Source organism: Rhodococcus sp. ACPA1, from assembly GCF_002300195.1.
Lineage (GTDB): Bacteria > Actinomycetota > Actinomycetes > Mycobacteriales > Mycobacteriaceae > Rhodococcus_F > Rhodococcus_F opacus.
The window spans coordinates 370,578-387,556 of sequence record NZ_NSDX01000003.1 but is presented as its reverse complement, the minus strand read 5'-3'; the positions used below and the strand labels follow the sequence as shown (position 1 = coordinate 387,556).

Sequence of the window (16,979 nt, the reverse complement as noted above, 5' to 3'; positions counted from 1 at the left end):
GCCCGACACGTCGACAAGCTGGACACCCAACAAGCAGAAACCGAATGATCCAAGGAGAATCCAAGTGCCTCAGACTTTCTACAACGAAGATCACGAAGGCTTCCGTGAGGTGGTCCGTGAATTCGTCAAGCGAGACGTCGTCCCCAACCTCGACCAATGGGAGGAGGATCGCAGCACCGGCCGTGAGGTCTGGAAGTCCGCGGGCGCACACGGCGTTCTCGGCATCCGAGTAGCCGAGGAGCTCGGCGGAGGTGGGATGCGAGACTACCGTTTCCGATGCGTGGTTCAGGAGGAGCTCGCAGCGGTCGGCGCGGCTTCCCTTGCCTCCGGCTTCTCGATCAACGAGGACATCGTCGCCTCTTACCTGACGACGTTCGGCACCGCGGAGCAACAGCGCCAGTGGTTACCCGGGATGGCCGAGGGCACGATCGTCGCATCTATCGCGATGTCCGAGCCGGCCGCCGGTAGCGACCTCCGCGGCATGAAGACCACGGCGATCCGCGACGGCGACGAGTGGGTCATCAACGGCGCCAAGACTTTCATCACGAGTGGATTCTCCTCGGATGTCGTGCTCGCCGCCGCTCGCACCGGCGAGCACGAAGGACGCCCCCGCCTTTCCCTGATTCTCGTCCCCACCACCACCGAGGGATTTGTTCGCGGACGCAAGCTGCGTAAGCTCGGACTGCATTCCCAGGACACTGCCGAGATCGCCTTCGACCACGTCCGGGTCCCGGTCTCGAACCTGGTCGGCGAGGAGGGCCGCGGATTCCACCACCTCACCGCTCAGCTTCCGCTCGAACGCCTCTCGATAGCCTGGCGTGCACTGTGCGCCGCAGAGGCCGCACTGAGCTGGACCGTCAAGTACACCAGCGAGCGAAAGGCTTTCGGTGAACGCATCATCGACTTCCAGAACACACGTTTCCGACTTGCGGAGATGACGACCGAGGTCGACATCACGAGAACGTTTCTGGAGCAGTCCATTCTTGCCTACAACGACGGCACCTTCGACGTCACGCAGGGCGCGAAGGCGAAGTGGTGGGCCACCGAATTGCAAAACCGAATCGTCAATGGGTGCCTGCAGCTACACGGTGGATACGGGTACATGGACGAGTACCCGATCTCGCGGGCCTACGCCGACGCCCGCGTGCAGACGATCGTCGGCGGAACGACCGAGATCATGAAGGAGATCATCGGCCGTGAGATTGCCGGTCGGTACCCCGCATAGCCGGCCGCCCCTACTGATATCGCACATCCACAGAAAGCCTGACTCATGCAACTGAAAGACAACACTTTCCTGGTGACCGGTGCCGCTTCCGGGCTCGGTGAAGCGACCTCCGCCGCGCTCGTCGCCGCGGGCGCTCGCGTCGTCATCGCCGATCTCGCCACCTCCGACGGTGCGGCGACCGCGGACCGTCTCGGCGACAGGGCCACGTTCGCCCCGATCGACATCACCAACGAGGCCTCGTTCTCCCCCGCCCTCGATACAGCGGAGTCGTTCGGTCCCCTACGCGGCGTGGTGCACTGCGCCGGCCGAGGCGGCGACCGCCTCCGCATCCTGGACAAGGAAGGCAATCCGAGCGACCTGGACAGCTTCCGCAACATCCTGGAGATCAACCTCATCGGCACCTACAACGTGTTGCGTGCCGCCGCGGCACGGATAGCACGCAACGAGCCCGTCGACGGCGAGCGCGGCAGCATCGTCCTCACCGCCTCCGTCGCGGCGTTCGACGGCCAGATCGGTCAGACCGCCTACACCGCCTCCAAGGCGGCTGTCCACGGCATCACCCTCGTTGCCGCACGCGATCTCGCAAGTGTGGGGATCCGCGTCAACACGATCGCCCCCGGCACGTTCGACACGCCGATGCTCGCGCGCCTGCGCTCGGACATCCGCGAGGGCCTCGCGGCAGGAGTTCCCTTCCCGAAGCGTCTCGGCCGTCCCGAGGACTATGCCGGCATGGCACTTGCCCTCTTGGAGAACGGCTACGCGAACGGTGAGACGATCCGTCTCGACGGTGCGATCCGGATGCCTCCGCGATGACCACAACCGCTGCCAGTGAGGTTCTTGTGGAGGCCGATTCCGGAATCCTCACCATCACCATCAATCGACCCGAACAGCGCAATGCGATGAGCCTGTCTGCGGCCACCGTCATCGCGGAAGCCCTGACACGCCTCGACGACGATCCGGAACTGTCCGTGGCGATCCTCACCGGAAGCTCCGGAACATTCTGCGCCGGGATGGATTTGAAACGATTTCGGCTGGGTGAACGCCCGATCGTCAAGGGCCGCGGCTTCGGCGGACTCGTCGAGGCGCCGCCGGCGAAGCCACTGATCGCCGCAGTCGAAGGGTGGGCGCTGGGCGGCGGCTTCGAGATGGTCCTCGCATGCGACCTGGTCGTTGCCGGTACCGGTGCCCGGTTCGGACTTCCGGAGGTCAAGCGGGGGCTCGCCGCCCGCGCCGGAGGCATCTTCCGCGCGCCTCGGGTCCTGCCCCGCGCCGTTGCACTCGAAATGCTCCTGACCGGGGAGCCGATCACCGCCCAGGATGCGCAGACTCACGGACTCGTCAATAGAGTGGTCGAAGACGGTGCCGCCGTCGCGACCGCGCGCGCCCTGGCCGCATCGATCACGGCGAACGCTCCCCTCGCGGTTCGCGCGAGCAAGGCGCTGGCCCTCGATTCCAGGACGTGGACCGACGAGGAATCGTTCGGGTGGCAATCCACCTACACGGACCCGGTGTTCGCATCCGCGGACGCAGAGGAGGGTGCCACCGCCTTCGCCGAACGTCGCGCACCCCGCTGGCAGGGCCGCTAGGCCATGTTTCGCATGCAGTAACGACGGAATATCCGGATCCGACCACCCGAGAGTGGTTTCGCACGCGATATGCACCCTTCACACCCGCGGCACGAGCGTCGACAGTTGGTGCGATGCGCCGCCAGGTGCCAGGTCTGCCGACGCCGGCGGACCTGGCACCATCCATCAGTCGAGGGGGTAGTGGCAGGCTGCGTACTGACCGGGCCGGACTTCACGCATCACGGGCTCCTCGACAGCACAGTGGTCCTGCGCCATCGGGCAGCGCGTCCGAAATCGGCATCCTCGCGGTGGCCGCAGCGGTGACGGGATATCCCCCTGGAGAGCCGGACCCGCAAAGCCGTTGTCGGGGTCGGTCAGGGGCACCGAATCCAGCAAGGCCCTGGTGTAGGGATGTGCCGGCCGGTCATACACCTCGACCGAGTCGCCGAACTCGCACACCTTCCCGAGATACATCACCAACACGTTGTCGCTGACCGTACGCACCACGCCCAGGTCGTGAGCGATGAACACGATCGTCAGATCGAACTCCTGCTTGAGTTCCTCGAGCAGATTCAGGATCTGTGCCTGCACCGACACGTCCAATGCCGAGACCGGCTCGTCACAGATGAGAAGCCGCGGATTGAGCGCCAGAGCGCGTCCGATCGCGAGCCGCTGCGCCTGCCCGCCCGACAGTTGACGAGGCACCATGTCAGCGAATCGATCACCGGGGAGACCCACTTGGTCGAGCACCCGCTGGGACGCGGCCGCCTGGTCTGCGGCCGTCGCCCCGTCGATCGCCAGACCCTCGACGACGATCTCCTTGACCGCCCGACGGGGATTGAGCGATGCCACCGGATCCTGAAAGATCATCTGCATCTCACGACGCAGCCGCCGCATGCGCCGCTCCGGAACTGCTTCTATCCACTCGTCCCCGTACCGAATTCGACCGCCGGCGATGGGATCGAGACGCAGAACAGCCCGTCCGGTCGTCGACTTGCCACACCCGGACTCACCGACGATGCCGAGCGTCTCCCCCTTGCGGACATCGAAACTGATTCCACCGACCGCCTTGAACGAACCGCCCTTCGTGCTGTATTCCACCTCGAGATCTTGCACGCTCAAAAGCGTGTCATCTCCGCGCAGGTGCGCGGTTCCGCTACCGGCCAACGAGTTCACCTCCGAAAGCTGTTTCTCTCACCGCGGGTGCGGTATTGGTACACGCAACTGCGTGGTCCGATCCGACCGAGACCATAGCGGGTCCGGGGTCGATGCATGCCGACTCCACATACGCACACCGTGGAGCGAAACGGCAGCCCGGCGGCGGATTCGTCGGTGTCGGTAGCGAACCAGGAATCAGGTTCAACGGGGCATGACGTTCATGGTCGATCGTGGGGGTCGCGCCGAGCAGCGCATGGGTATACCGGTGCCGTGGAGCATCGAAAACTTGCCGGGTGGAACCGATCTCGGCCAGTTTACCCGCGTACATCACTGCGACGCGGTCGGTCCGGCCGGCAACAACCGCAAGGTCATGGCTGATCAACATCAACGCCATTCCCCGCTCCATCTGTACCTTGCGCAGCAAGTCGAGGATCTGCCGCTGAATCGTCACATCGAGCGCGGTCGTCGGTTCATCGGCGATGAGAAGATCAGGCTCGCAGGCCAATGCGATCGCGATCATCACACGCTGACGCATTCCACCCGACAACTCGTGCGGATAGTTTCGCAACCGACGCTCAGGATCGGGAACACCAACCTCCCCAAGCAGATTCAATGCACGATGGCGGGCCTCGGAGCGGGAGACGCCGAGATGACGCCGCATCCCTTCCACCAACTGCCGATCGATACGCACTACAGGGTTGAGAGATCGACCCGGGTCCTGGAACACCATCGCGATCTGCTTGCCCCAAATCCCTTCGCGTTGTTTCTGATTCAACGCCAGAAGATCACGGCCCTGGAAATAGACTTCGCCGGTTTGAGCCGCCTGCGCCGGCATCAGTCCCATGATGGCTCGCGCCATCACCGACTTTCCGGATCCCGACTCACCCACAATGCCCAGCGCCTCCGACGCAGCCACTCCGAACGACACATCATCGACTGCCCGCACCACACCTCGCGGCGAGCCGATATAGGAATGCAGATTCTTCACCTCGAGGAGGGGGGTTTCACTCATCGTTTCCTAGCCTTTCGTCGGCGAAGGCGAACATCGTCTTCAGTCATACCAGTGCCTACTTCTGTATCCAGAGAGTCTCCGGAAGCACCGACCCCATCCCGTACTGCACGATCCCACCGACCTCGGTGCCGGCGATGACTCCCGGTGCAGCGCGGGAGTAGAAGATGACGGGGTTCAGTTCGACGAGGCGCTTCTGGACGGCCTCGTACGCCGCCGTGCGTTCTGTTTCGTTTCCGGCAACGCGGCCTCTGTCGAGGGCCTCGTCGAGTTGAGTGTCCTTGATTCCGCTGTAATTGCCGCTGGAGGTGCTGTGGAATCCGAACCACAACCGCGGCTCCGGGTCACTGAAGACGACCGTACTCGAGATGACGTCGTAGTCCTTTTTGCCCAGAATTCGACCCACCTGAGCGAGATCGATGGTGCGAACGTTGACCTTGACGTTGTCGAACACACTCATTTGGGTCTGCACAGCTTCGCCGAGGGATTTTCCTGTGGGGTACAGGGAGAGGGTGAACTCCAACGGCTCCCCCTCACTGGCGAGTTCGTCGAGAAGTCGCTGTGCTTCGTCGTGGTCCGGCCGCGACAGCGAAATATCCTTGTAGAACGGCGAGGACTCGTCGAACAAGTGCGCTGGAATCTTCCCCGTTCCCTCGTATACCGCGGTGTTGAGCGTATCGAGGTTCAACGCGGTGGCCAGCACCTTTCGTGCCCGCGGATCGTCGAACGGTGCCTTGGTGCTGTTCAACACCAGGGACGTTCCACCACCGAGCGGCGCGACGGAGCTTTGCAGCCCGGTGTTCGTCGCCTTGTCCAGATTCTGCCAGATGCCCTCCAGGGCGAAATCAGCTCCACCACTGAGCACGGTGTTGTAGCGCTGTTCCGCGTCGGAAATCGCTCGGATCTCGAGTCTGTCGAGGTACGGACGTGGGGCGTCGTAGTAATTCGCGTTGCGGGTGAGGCTGATGACGTCCTGTCGCGACCAGTGCTCGAGCGTGTACGGCCCGGCACCGACGGGGTTGGAGTCCTTGTGCGCCTGATCGGCTGCGAGAGTCTCCGGTGAGGCAATCCAGTTCAGCGAGGTCTGGAGGATCGCATTCGCGAAATTCGGAACCGGGGTCACCAGGTTCACCCTCAGCGTGCGTTCATCGACGACGTCGCTGCTGTCGATGAGTCGCGCCTGCGGAATATCCGGAGACGCAGTAGCCGGATCCTTCACGTGTTCCCACGCAGTCTTCACCGAGTGAGCGGTAAGGGGGCTTCCATCGGAAAACCTCAACCCGTCTCGAAGGACAAGGGTGAACGTCTTCCCGCCGTCGGTGGAGAAGAAATTCTCCGCCATCCTGTATTCGATGGCACCAGACTCGATGTTGTTGATCATGAGAGTGCCGTACAGGGCATTACCCAGAAGCGGGGAATTCGCCCACGAGTTGGAAATCAGGGCCGGATCGAGACTGCGCGGCTCCGCCATTTCGACGATTCGCCCGGTTCCACCAGCAACGGGGTCGCCCGAAGGTCCCGCGACCGCGATCGCGCCCACTGAATGACCACTGCCGCAGGCGCTCGACGCGAGCATCGCCACAGCACTCACTGCCACGAGCGCGTGCCTTCTGAGGAACATGTCCGACCTTTCATTGACTTCCGAGCAGTAAGTCAGTCCTGCATGGAGCGGTCGAACCGCAGGCGCAGGTGATCACCGATCTGATTCAGAGCGAAAACAGTGAAGAAGATGACTGCCGCCGGGACGAACACCATATGCGGCGCAGTGGCAATCGCAGCCTTGCCGTCGCTGATCATTCCGCCCCAACTCGGCTGTGGCGAAGGGATACCCATCCCCAGAAAGCTGAGCGACCCCTCAGCGACGATCAGCGCCGCGATCACGATCGGGAAGAACGCTCCCAACGACGGCACGACATTCGGGAAGATCTCCTCGAGGAGGATCCTGCCATCGCCGGCACCGAGATTCTTCGCAGCACGTACGAATTCGCGCGACGACCAGGAGATGGTGGTGGCCCTCGCCAAACGTAGAAACGCCGGGATCGTGACGAGTGTCAGACCGATGAGAATCGTCGTGACACTCGGAGTCAGGATCGAGGCCAACGCGAGGAGAAGAATCAGAGGCGGGAATGCCAACATCGCGTCCGCGACAAGTGACAGGCACCAGTCCGTGCGCCCGCGGAAGTAGCCGGCGAGCATTCCCAGACTGGCGCCGATAGCCAGACCCGTGAAGCCGGCCACGACACCCACCACCAACGACACTCGCGCGCCATGGATGCACCGGGACAGGATGGACCTCCCGTAACTGTCCGTGCCCAGCAGCAAGTCGAGTGAACCCCATTGTGGTGGAACACGTGAACCCCCGACGGGGACGGAGTATTCCGCAATCGGAAGCAGGTTCGCACACAACGCCAGAAGAATCACCGCTCCGAGCCAGAAGTAGCATGCCCAGACGACAACCGAACGCTTCTTCGTGGGTGGCGCAACAACTGGCCGTCTTGGCGCCGCGCCGACTGCGGAGGCCTTGACCACCGGGCTGGTGAGTGTCACGCGCGAACCGCCTTTCGGACCCTCGGATCAAGGAAGCCGTAACTGGTATCAACGAGCATGTTGACGACCACATAGACCAACGCGATGAAGACGACAATGCCCTGGACCGTGATCACGTCACGAACAGTGATCGACGACGAGACGAGCTGGCCCAGCCCGGGTAGACCGAAGAGAATCTCGACAACCACGGTGCCGCCGATCAACCGCCCCAAACTGATGCCGGCCATGGTGATCAACGAGAAGGACGAGGGCCGCAGCGCATGCCGGAACAACACGTATGTCCGCGGCATCCCCTTCGCCCGCGCCGCCGACACGAAGTCCTCCCGCAGCGTGCTGACCAGATCCGTCCGAAGCAACCGCTGGAACGTCGCAACCTCGACCAACGCGATGGCCACCGCAGGCAGGAAGGCATGCTGGAGGTTCGCTCCGAGGCCATCACTGATTCGCGACCACCCCGAGACCGGGAACCAACCGAGCTGCACGCCCAGGAAATAGATCAACACCGGACCCGCAATGAACGCCGGAACCGCCAAGAACCCGGACGAGACAGCACTGATAGCGCGATCCACAGCGGTTCCCTCAGTCGCGGCGGCCACGACGGCCAGCACGATGGCGATGGCAACGCCGAGGAACAGGCCCATCACGGCCAGTTCGATCGTCACGGGAAGACGATCCAGGATCGCCTGGGTGACGTCCTGACCAGTGATCGGCGACGAACCCAGGTCGCCGTGAAGTGCAGATCCGAGCCAATCCACGTACTGACGCCACAACGGCCGATCCAGGCCGAGCTCAGTATTCATCTGGGCGACAGCCTCGGGGGTGGCGTTCTCGCCGAGAACCACATCAGCGACAGATCCGGGCGCGAGGCCGAGTAATCCCACCACGGCCACCGTTACGAGGAATAGAACGAGAAGGCTTCGACCCACTCTTTTGGAGAATATGAGCGCCATGGCGATCGCCTTCGACCCTTTCCGTATTCGCGCGACAAAGCAAGGGATGGAGCGCCGCGGGCGTCGGGTCCGTGGACTCGGACGTTTTGTTGCACGTTGAGAGAACCCGACTTGGGCAAAGTCCGTCCCGCTTCATCGGCGCCTGCACTGTGCGCAGCTGCCATTGGCGTCGAGATCCGGGTGATCTGTCCGACCACGAGATTCGACTCCACTCCTGGCGCACGCTGTGCGCGAGCAGCATAGGCACCGCATCGGCACCTCCCGTTTCTTCACCACAAGGCCAGGGCTATGACCTGCGTCACGCAAAGATAGACCAATTGCTCAAAACAATGCAATAGGGGAACCCCAGGTCGACGAGGCAGACATTCACCTGCAGCGAGACAGGTGCCGCCGAGCGGCAAGCCTGCGCGGCGTCGCCGGGCGCCGCAGCCTCAGCGCGCCTCTCACAGACCCCAGGTGCACGAGTGGTCTGCACGGGGTGGTACGGCGCGGCGCCGGCGAGCACCCTCCACTCGAGGAGTGGATGGGGACTGTCGGTCGGTGTCCTCGACAGGGGTGATGGCGGAGATCGCCAAGTGGGGTCGCTCGGAGGCGACGCGCGATGGAAAAGGGGGCCAGTCGACCCCGGACGAACCGGCAGCCACTCGCACCACACGATCAGCGCGGCAGCCTGTCGGAGCGCAACAGATCAGGTGCGAACAGACCGGATCACGGTGCGGGCAATCACGTTGCGCTGGATCTCATTCGTACCCTCGCCGATCTCCAGAACCTTCGCGTCCGCGTAGAATCGAGAGATCTTCGATTCTCGGATGTAGCCGTAGCCTCCGTGGATCTGAACGCTGGCGCTGGCGGCACGGTTGGCCACCTCAGATGCGTACAGCTTGGCCATCGCAGCCTCCTTGCCGAACGGACGACCGCTGTCTGCGAGCCACGCAGCGCGATAGACTAGGCTCCGTGCAGCTTCGACTTCGGTGGCCATGTCGGCCAACTTGTGCTGCACCGCCTGGAAGTCGGCGAGACGCCTGCCGAACTGTTCCCGTTGCGTCGCATGCACAGACGCGAGATCGAGTGCCTCTTGAGCGAGCGACAACCCCAGTGCAGCAACACTGATTCGGCCACCGTCCAGTACGTCGAGGAACTGCCGAAGCCCGCTGCCCTCTTCTCCGATCAGATTATCGGCCGGGATCCAGCAGTTGTCGAAGATGAGTTCCCGCGTGTCCATCCCGTGCCAACCAAGCTTCCGCAGGGGGCGTCCGACTGTGTATCCGTCGGTTCCAGTGGGAACGAAGAACGTTCCGAATCGCTTGGATCCGTCGTCATTCGTCCCAGTGACGGCGAGTATCGTCACGCCGAGACTCACCTCGGTTCCGGCATTGGTAATGAACATCTTTGCGCCATTGACCAGCCAACCGCCGGCATCCTGCCGCGCTGCCGTCCTGATTCCCGACGCATCGGATCCCGCAGTGGGCTCCGTCAGTCCGAATGCCCCGATGTTCTTGCCAGAGGCGAGGGGAGTGAGCCAGTTCTTCTTCTGTTCTTCGGTGCCGAACACAGCCAGCGGAAGCGACGCAATCGTCGAGTGTGCATTCCAGGCTGCTGCGAACGATTGATCGGCAGCGCCGATCGCTTCCATCGCCGCCACGTAGGAGACGTAACCTGCATCAGTGCCACCGTACTCGTGCGGAATGAGCAGCCCGGTAAGGTCGAGTTCTCCCATCTTCAGGAACACGTCGGAAGGGAAACGCTCCTCCTCCGACCAGGACTCGGCGTACGGCTCGATCTCCTTCTCGGCGAAGTCACGGCACAGTTTCTGAAGCTCGATCGCCTCGGCAGGCAGGTCTAGATCCATGTCGGGTCCGTCCTGTGAATAGGTCGCCGACGGCGACTCTTGTTTTTTAGAACAATCGGTATAATATTGACCACACTGTGCCCCAGTCAAGAGTCGACTCGTGCGCGAGTCTCCACACCGATCGGCGAAGACATAATGACGCTTGCTGAAACAGGTTCGACAGCAAACTTTTTCGATGACCCCGCAACTCTGGCCGTGTTGTACCGGCGGATGCTGAGGATCCGCCGATTCGAGGAGCACGCCTCCCGACTGTATCGCGCAACCCAGATACCGGGCTTTCTGCATCTGTCCATCGGTCAGGAGGCCACCGCCGTTGGCGCCTGCTGGCCGCTCGACGACCGGGACGTCATCACGTCCACACATCGCGGACACGGGCATTGCATCGCCAAGGGCCTGGATGTCGACGGCATGTTCGCGGAGTTGATGGGAAAGGAGACCGGCACCTGCAAGGGCCGCGGTGGCTCGATGCACATCGCGGACCCGAGAAAGGGGATCTTCGGTGCCAACGGCATCGTCGGCGCCGGAATGCCGATCGCGGTGGGTGCCGGCACCGCAGCCCAACTACGCGACGCGGGCGGGGTTGTGGTCGCCTTCTTCGGCGACGGTGCCGTGGCCCAAGGGGTGTTCCACGAGTCGGTCAACCTTGCAGCGGTGTGGGACCTTCCGGTGATCTTCTTCTGCGAGAACAACGGGTACTCCGAGTTCTCCCCCGCGGTAGACCAGCATCGCGCGACGCTGCGTGAGCGAGCAGTCGGCTACGGGGTCGAGTTCCACCAAGTCGATGGCAACGACGTCACGAAGGTCGCCAGGCTTCAGCGAGAGCTCGTGCACCGGCTTCGGGCGGGCGGCGGTCCGGCAATCGTCGAAGCCACAACCTACCGATGGCACGGCCACTACGAGGGTGACCCGGAGAGCTATCGGAGTGCAGCCGAACTCGAGGAGTGGAAGAAGAGGGACCCGCTGATCGTCCTCGGCGACACGATGCGTCACCTTGGGATGGCCTCGGAACTCACTGCGATCGAAGCTGAGGTCGAAGCGGAGATCGAGCACGCCATCGCGAAAGCGTCGGACGCCCCGTATCCGGCGGACGAGACGGTGGCGGAATATGTTTCGACCCCTCGCCTCGTCGTGCCCGAGCCTCCCGTTCCCACCGAAGGTTCGACGAAGGTCATGCATGCGATCACCAATGCCTTGACCTACGAGCTGGAGAACGACCCGACGGTCTTTCTGGCAGGGATCGACGTCGGCAAGGGCGGAAATGTCTACGGCTTGACCCGCGGTCTGACCGAGAGGTTTCCCGGACGAGTTCGGGATACTCCCATCTCGGAGAGTGCAATCATGGGAACGGCGGTCGGCGCGGCCATGGCAGGCTTCAAGCCAGTGGTCGAGTTGATGTACTTCGACTTCATCGGCGTGTGCCTTGATCAGTTGATGAACCAGGCCGCCAAACTGCGTTTCATGACAGGCGGGGCCGTATCGATGCCCCTCGTTGTCCGTACTCAATTCGGTGCCGGAAAATCCTCCGGCAGCCAGCACTCGCAGAGCCTCGAAGCCCTGTTGGCACATATTCCGGGCCTGACGGTCGTCATGCCGTCGACGCCGGCCGACACTTACGGACTGCTGCGAGCCGCCATCCAGGATCCGAACCCGGTGATCTTCGTCGAGAACCGTCTTCTCTACGGCAAGAAGGGGCCAACGCCGCCGGCGGACCATGTCGTTCCGCTCGGCAAAGCAATCGTGCGTCGGCCCGGCCGCGACGTCACTGTGGTGTCCTATTCGAAGATGATGTACGACTGCCTGGCAGTCGCCGATCGCCTCGCCGACGACGGAATCGACGTCGAAGTCATCGACCTTCGCACCATAAGTCCGCTGGACTTCGACACCGTGCTCGCGTCGCTCAGCAAGACCAACCGCCTCGTCGTCGTCCACCAGGCGGTCGGCGAGTTCGGTGTCGGAGCGGAACTCGCAGCTCGGGCCGTCCGAGAAGGGTTCTGGCACCTCGATGCCCCCGTGATTCGGGTGACCGCAGGGTCGACGCCTGCACCGTACTCGCCGCCCCTCGAGCAGAAGTGGTTGCCTGACGAGGCCCGCATCGAGGACGCAATCCGGGAAGCGCTCGATGCCCACCCCTGAAGTACCGCTGCGACCAGGACAACCGAGATCGATGACACCGTCGGACTCGCGAAGGGCGTCCTGGACCACTGACACACCAATTGTTCGTCTGGGACCGAAGGACAGGAGTGCGCAATGAGCGCTAAACTCGAGGGAAAGACCGCTGTTGTCACAGGAGCGGCTGGTGCACTGGGAGCAGCGGTGGCCACACACTTCGCCACCGAAGGCATACGGGCAATCGTTCTCGCCGACATAAATCTCGACGCTGTCGGCGCCCTGGCGGAAACGCTGCGAGCACAGGACATCGAGGTGGCCGCAGAACATCTCGACGTCGCGGACGGGGACGAATTCGATGCGCTGATCCACAATGCAGCAGTAAGATTCGGAGCGATCGACACCCTGGTGAACACCGCTGGCATCGTCTCGCCGAATGCACGCATTCACAACCTCTCCACAGCGGACTGGGAGCGGTCGATGTCGGTCAATCTCACCGGTACGTTCCACGGCATCCGAGCGGTCGCACGCACCGCGAGGAAGAAGACGAACGTATCGATTGTGAACATCGCATCGGTCAGTGGACTGACCGCGTGGACATACGCCGCTCCCTACTGCGCATCAAAAGCCGGCGTGATCCACCTGACCCGAGTTGCCGCTCTCGAGTACGCGAAGGAAGGAATCCGGGTCAACGCCGTATGCCCCGGCACCTTCCCCACCGCACTCCATGACAGCTTGCCGGCTGACGCGCTGACTGCGATCGAAGACAGGCATCCACTGGGTTTCGGCGCACCCACAGACCTCACCGGCGCAGTCGCCTTCCTCGCAAGTGACGAATCACGCTGGGTGACAGGACACTCACTGGTCGTCGACGGCGGGTACTCGCTACCCTGACGAGCTCACCTCCGAGGACGCGCAGGCGGAAACCCGGTTTCCGGACGGCCATGGTGCAAATCGTCGGAATCAAGAAAATTCAGCTATGTAGCCTGACCAGTACGTTCAACCGGCAGCTACCGACCCGATCGAGAGCCTCACCGTGTTCAACTTTGCCTCCGTGCTCGAACGAAACTCACACCGATTCGGCGACAGAATTGCCGTTTCGGAGGGCGATCGCGAGCTGACCTACCGTGACCTGCAGTCGCGCGTCCAGTCCGCCTCCGTCGCCTTGCGCGACCTCGGAGTGACGCCGGGCGACATCGTCGCCGTTCTGTTGTACAACCGGATCGAGTTCATCGAAACAATGTTGGCAGCCAACAGGATCGGCGCCGCCATCCTGCCGCTCAACTATCGGCTGTCTCCTTCCGAATGGCAGTACATTCTCGAGCACTCGGATGCCGCCACCATCGTCACTGAGGCAGAGTTCGTCACGGCCGTCGACACGATTGCAGGGTCACTGCCGAACCTTCACCACAAGGTGACGCTGGACCTTCCAACGGATTCCACGTGGCGCGAGTACGACACGCTGATCAGCAAGGGCCATGGGCAGACAACGCAGATTGTCGATGTCAGCCCGGGCTCGCTGCAACGACTCATGTACACCTCCGGGACCACATCGCGACCGAAGGGCGTGATCATCTCCCATGAAAACCTCATCTGGAAGAATCTTGCCCACATCCTCGAGTTCTCCCTCACCGCGGGAGACAACACCCTCATTTGCGGACCGCTGTACCACGTCGGAGGCATGGATCTGCCGGGTTTGGCGACGTTCCACGTGGGTGGACGACTGAGCCTGCTCCGCAAGTTCGATGCGGCCGGCGTCGCGAACTCGATCGAGACCCTACGTCCGACCAACATCTGGCTGGCGCCTTCGATGATGAATGCACTGCTGCAACTGCCGGACATCTCCGATCGCGACACTTCGTCGATCCGCTTCATCACCGGCGGGGGAGAGAAGATGCCGATCCCGTTGCTCAACCGTATCTCCGAGGCCTTTCCCGGCGCGTGGTTCGCCGACGCATACGGGCTCACCGAAACAGTGTCCGGCGATACCGTCAACGATGCCGCACACATGCGATCGAAGGTGGGTTCGGTCGGACGGCCGGTGCCCCACGTCCAGGTGGCCGTGGTCGACGAACTCGGGACACCGGTCGAGGCCGGAGAACTCGGCGAGATCGTGGTTCGCGGCCCCAAGGTCATGACGGGGTACTGGCGGGACGAGGAAGCTACGCGCAAGGCCCTCCGCAACGGCTGGTTCCACACGGGAGACATCGGTCGCCTCGATGCCGACGGATACCTCTACATCGAAGATCGCAAGAAGGACATGATCGTCTCCGGCGGTGAGAACATCGCCACCCCGGAGGTCGAACGCGTGCTCTACGAGCACCCGGACGTTGTCGAAGCTGCAGTCGTGGGTATGCCTCATGCACGCTGGGGCGAGGTTCCCCGGGCATTTGTCGTACTGCGTGCCGGCAGCGGCGTCGACTCCGAGACGCTCAAAGAGTTCTGTCGCACACGGCTGGCCAAGTACAAGGTTCCTGCGGAGATCGAGTGCCTCGAGTCCCTGCCCAGAACGCCTTCGGGAAAGGTACTCAAGCGCGTCCTGCGCGAAACCCCCGCCTGAGCGCGAGGGAAGGCGCAACTCCAAGCGCTATCGACACAACGGCGTTCGCAAAGCGAGCGTCACCGATTCGCGCCTACCGGTGCACGATCGAAATGGACGGAAAAAGGGATGGGCATCGCGAACGCCGACGTCTCGGGACGACGAGTAGTCATCACGGGTGCCGGGCGAGGACTCGGGAGAGTTCTGGCGACAGCATTCGATTCAGCAGGAGCTCAACTCGGTCTGGTGGCCCGATCGGAGCAGGCACTGACGAAGGTGGCCTCCACCCTCAGCGGCGACCCACTGATCTGCGCGGGCGATGTGCGTGCCGACGGATTCAACGAGACCGTTGCCGACCAGATGGTCGAGCGTTTCGGTGGAATCGATGTGTGGATCTGCAATGCCGGCGTATCACCTGAGGTCGCCGCCGTGGAGCAAACGGATCCTGCCGTGTGGCGCGACATCATCGACGTCAATCTGACCGGCACGTTCCTCGGCGCACGTGCGGCCGCCACAGCCATGGGATCGGGGGGCCGTATCATCGTCACGGGTTCAGTCGTCGGTATCCGCCCTCGCGGAGGACTGGCGGCGTACGCGGCCTCCAAGAGCGGCTCTCATGCACTCGTGCAGTCCATGGCACAAGAACTCGGGCCACGGCAGATCACCGTCAACGCTGTTGCACTCGGATGGTTCGACACCGGACTCGGCGCGCACTGGCACCGTGACACCGAACGCGAGAACGACATCGCTCGGCACACGGCACTGGGACGTTGGGGAACTCCGGAAGATCTTCCGGGAATTTACCTCTTCCTTGCCTCCGAGGCATCGGCATATGTCACGGGGTCCGCGATCACGGTCGACGGCGGATACTCACTCATGTGACGCCCCTCGTGCCACACGCCCGCACTGCGAATCGGCAGTAGCGAATGCGGAGTGTCACTGTCGGGTGGCCAATCCTCGACGGCGTAGCCGTCAGCGACCGGACGGAACCGAATAGCTCTGTGAGTCAGCGAAACTGAAGGATTCGATGATCCGAGGCCTGACAGACCTTCGCCGCGAATGATACGGCCCGCGGGTCGCCCATTCGCCCGAAGGAGTGTGACCGGATGCCCCCCGTCGCCGGTGAGGTCGAGGAGGGTCGCCTGTACTGCCTTCCCCCCACATCTCGCCGACGATGTGATAAGAATGGTCGGTTGATGAGGTTACTGTCCAGTTGTAATAACAAAACTCGACTTCAATAAGCCGGCGTCAACGTGTGGCGTGTGCAGAGGTAGACGGAACGACGGAGATGGGCTGCGAAGTCATGGCAAGACCACCAGGGCACGGCCCCGCTTATGAAGTGAAGCGCCAGGAGATCATCGACATCGCCGCCGCCCTCTTTGCGAAGAAGGGATACGCGGGCACCGGCATCGCCGAGCTCAGCGAGGCCACCGGGACGGCACGCGGGGCGCTGTACTACTACATCGGATCGAAGGAGAACCTTCTGGTCGAGATCCAGAACCGGGTCATGGAACCACTCCTCACCGCTGCCCGGCGAATTGCCGATCTCGAGATCGACCCTGTCCTGCAGCTCCGGATGCTGTCCCAGTCGCTACTGGAAAACATCCTTGCTCGGCTCGACCACGTTTGGGTCTACGAACACGACTACAAGAGTCTGCGTGGAACGAACCGCTCGCGCCTCTTGGGGCAACGGCGAGAGTTCGAGGACCTCGTCGAGCAGATTCTCGTCGCCGCCATGGACAAGGGATCGTTCCGGAAACTCGACCCTCGCCTGGCCACGCTCCAGTTCCTCAACATGCACAATCACACGTATCAGTGGATCAAGCCCGGTGGTGAGTGGGACGCGGAAACGTTGTCCAGGGAGTACTGCATGACCCTTATCTCGGGATTCCGCAGCGAGAGCTACCAGATCGACGATCTGGACGAGCGCGTGCACGACTACGTGGGCCGCAGAAAGACCTCACCCCCCGAATCGCCGTCACGCATCCGCAAGCGACGCAAGCAGCAAACATAGTCCTGCGATGTGAACGC

General features: G+C 62.7%; 14 protein-coding genes and 1 pseudogene. 8 read left to right on the top strand and 7 right to left on the bottom strand.

The annotated features are described in order from the left end of the window. Window positions 1-64 precede the first annotated feature (64 nt). From CJ177_RS12335 to CJ177_RS12325, 3 genes are read left to right on the top strand one after another with little or no spacing between them, the layout of a single operon-like run. Window positions 65-1,225, top strand: coding sequence for an acyl-CoA dehydrogenase family protein (locus tag CJ177_RS12335; protein ID WP_095867847.1), 1,161 nt, complete (start codon window positions 65-67; stop codon window positions 1,223-1,225). A 45-nt stretch (window positions 1,226-1,270) separates the two neighbouring features. After that, a complete protein-coding gene (locus tag CJ177_RS12330) occupies window positions 1,271-2,038 on the top strand; it encodes an SDR family NAD(P)-dependent oxidoreductase (RefSeq protein WP_061040538.1) in 768 nt (255 codons plus the stop codon). Beyond that, window positions 2,035-2,811 (top strand): crotonase/enoyl-CoA hydratase family protein, encoded by a 777-nt coding sequence (locus tag CJ177_RS12325; protein ID WP_061040539.1) that lies wholly within the window; start codon window positions 2,035-2,037, stop codon window positions 2,809-2,811. The genes CJ177_RS12330 and CJ177_RS12325 overlap by 4 nt, the downstream gene beginning before the upstream one ends. Window positions 2,812-2,976: 165 nt before the next feature. Here CJ177_RS12325 and CJ177_RS12320 read toward each other — a convergent pair whose 3' ends face one another. The 7 genes and pseudogenes from CJ177_RS12320 to CJ177_RS12295 all read right to left on the bottom strand — a co-directional run bounded on the left by CJ177_RS12320 (window position 2,977) and on the right by CJ177_RS12295 (window position 10,303). Next, the gene (locus tag CJ177_RS12320) at window positions 2,977-3,957 is read right to left on the bottom strand and encodes an ABC transporter ATP-binding protein (RefSeq protein ID WP_061040557.1); all 981 of its coding nucleotides are present in this window, start codon (window positions 3,955-3,957) and stop codon (window positions 2,977-2,979) included. Then, window positions 3,947-4,960, bottom strand: a complete 1,014-nt coding sequence (locus CJ177_RS12315; RefSeq protein ID WP_061040540.1) for an ABC transporter ATP-binding protein — start codon at window positions 4,958-4,960, stop codon at window positions 3,947-3,949. The genes CJ177_RS12320 and CJ177_RS12315 overlap by 11 nt, the downstream gene beginning before the upstream one ends. Window positions 4,961-5,015: 55 nt before the next feature. Further along, on the bottom strand, window positions 5,016-6,554 hold the full coding sequence (locus tag CJ177_RS12310; protein ID WP_257014498.1) for an ABC transporter substrate-binding protein: 1,539 nt from the start codon (window positions 6,552-6,554) through the stop codon (window positions 5,016-5,018). Window positions 6,555-6,610: 56 nt separating this feature from the next. Next, complete coding sequence (locus CJ177_RS12305; protein WP_095867845.1) at window positions 6,611-7,504, bottom strand: ABC transporter permease; 894 nt, start codon at window positions 7,502-7,504, stop codon at window positions 6,611-6,613. Continuing rightward, a complete protein-coding gene (locus CJ177_RS12300) occupies window positions 7,501-8,145 on the bottom strand; it encodes an ABC transporter permease (RefSeq protein ID WP_257014579.1) in 645 nt (214 codons plus the stop codon). Before CJ177_RS12300 ends, CJ177_RS12305 begins: the two co-directional genes overlap by 4 nt. Before the next feature lie 15 nt (window positions 8,146-8,160). Further along, window positions 8,161-8,454, bottom strand: a pseudogene (locus CJ177_RS48305) (ABC transporter permease); the annotation flags it as partial. A 688-nt stretch (window positions 8,455-9,142) separates the two neighbouring features. Then, window positions 9,143-10,303, bottom strand: a complete 1,161-nt coding sequence (locus CJ177_RS12295) for an acyl-CoA dehydrogenase family protein (protein ID WP_095867844.1) — start codon at window positions 10,301-10,303, stop codon at window positions 9,143-9,145. A 39-nt stretch (window positions 10,304-10,342) separates the two neighbouring features. Here CJ177_RS12295 and CJ177_RS12290 point away from each other — a divergent pair, with 39 nt between their 5' ends. From CJ177_RS12290 to CJ177_RS12270, 5 genes are all read left to right on the top strand, one after another. Further along, window positions 10,343-12,436, top strand: a complete 2,094-nt coding sequence (locus tag CJ177_RS12290; RefSeq protein ID WP_197436014.1) for a pyruvate dehydrogenase complex E1 component subunit beta — start codon at window positions 10,343-10,345, stop codon at window positions 12,434-12,436. 114 nt (window positions 12,437-12,550) lie between these two features. Next, a complete protein-coding gene (locus CJ177_RS12285; protein WP_095867843.1) occupies window positions 12,551-13,303 on the top strand; it encodes an SDR family NAD(P)-dependent oxidoreductase in 753 nt (250 codons plus the stop codon). A gap of 142 nt (window positions 13,304-13,445) precedes the next feature. Further along, entirely contained in the window at window positions 13,446-14,969 is a 1,524-nt protein-coding gene (locus CJ177_RS12280; protein ID WP_061040548.1) for a long-chain fatty acid--CoA ligase, read from the top strand. 108 nt (window positions 14,970-15,077) lie between these two features. Next, complete coding sequence (locus tag CJ177_RS12275) at window positions 15,078-15,830, top strand: SDR family NAD(P)-dependent oxidoreductase (RefSeq protein WP_061040549.1); 753 nt, start codon at window positions 15,078-15,080, stop codon at window positions 15,828-15,830. A 421-nt stretch (window positions 15,831-16,251) separates the two neighbouring features. Continuing rightward, window positions 16,252-16,962 (top strand): TetR/AcrR family transcriptional regulator, encoded by a 711-nt coding sequence (locus tag CJ177_RS12270; protein WP_061040558.1) that lies wholly within the window; start codon window positions 16,252-16,254, stop codon window positions 16,960-16,962. Window positions 16,963-16,979 lie beyond the last annotated feature (17 nt).

Coding starts and splice junctions, on each gene's coding strand:
- CJ177_RS12295 (WP_095867844.1), bottom strand. CDS start 10,303: ATGGATCTAGACCTGCCTGCCGAGGCGATCGAGCTTCAGAAACTGTGC.
- CJ177_RS12275 (WP_061040549.1), top strand. CDS start 15,078: ATGGGCATCGCGAACGCCGACGTCTCGGGACGACGAGTAGTCATCACG.
- CJ177_RS12300 (WP_257014579.1), bottom strand. CDS start 8,145: ATGGGCCTGTTCCTCGGCGTTGCCATCGCCATCGTGCTGGCCGTCGTG.
- CJ177_RS12285 (WP_095867843.1), top strand. CDS start 12,551: ATGAGCGCTAAACTCGAGGGAAAGACCGCTGTTGTCACAGGAGCGGCT.
- CJ177_RS12315 (WP_061040540.1), bottom strand. CDS start 4,960: ATGAGTGAAACCCCCCTCCTCGAGGTGAAGAATCTGCATTCCTATATC.
- CJ177_RS12325 (WP_061040539.1), top strand. CDS start 2,035: ATGACCACAACCGCTGCCAGTGAGGTTCTTGTGGAGGCCGATTCCGGA.
- CJ177_RS12330 (WP_061040538.1), top strand. CDS start 1,271: ATGCAACTGAAAGACAACACTTTCCTGGTGACCGGTGCCGCTTCCGGG.
- CJ177_RS12270 (WP_061040558.1), top strand. CDS start 16,252: ATGGCAAGACCACCAGGGCACGGCCCCGCTTATGAAGTGAAGCGCCAG.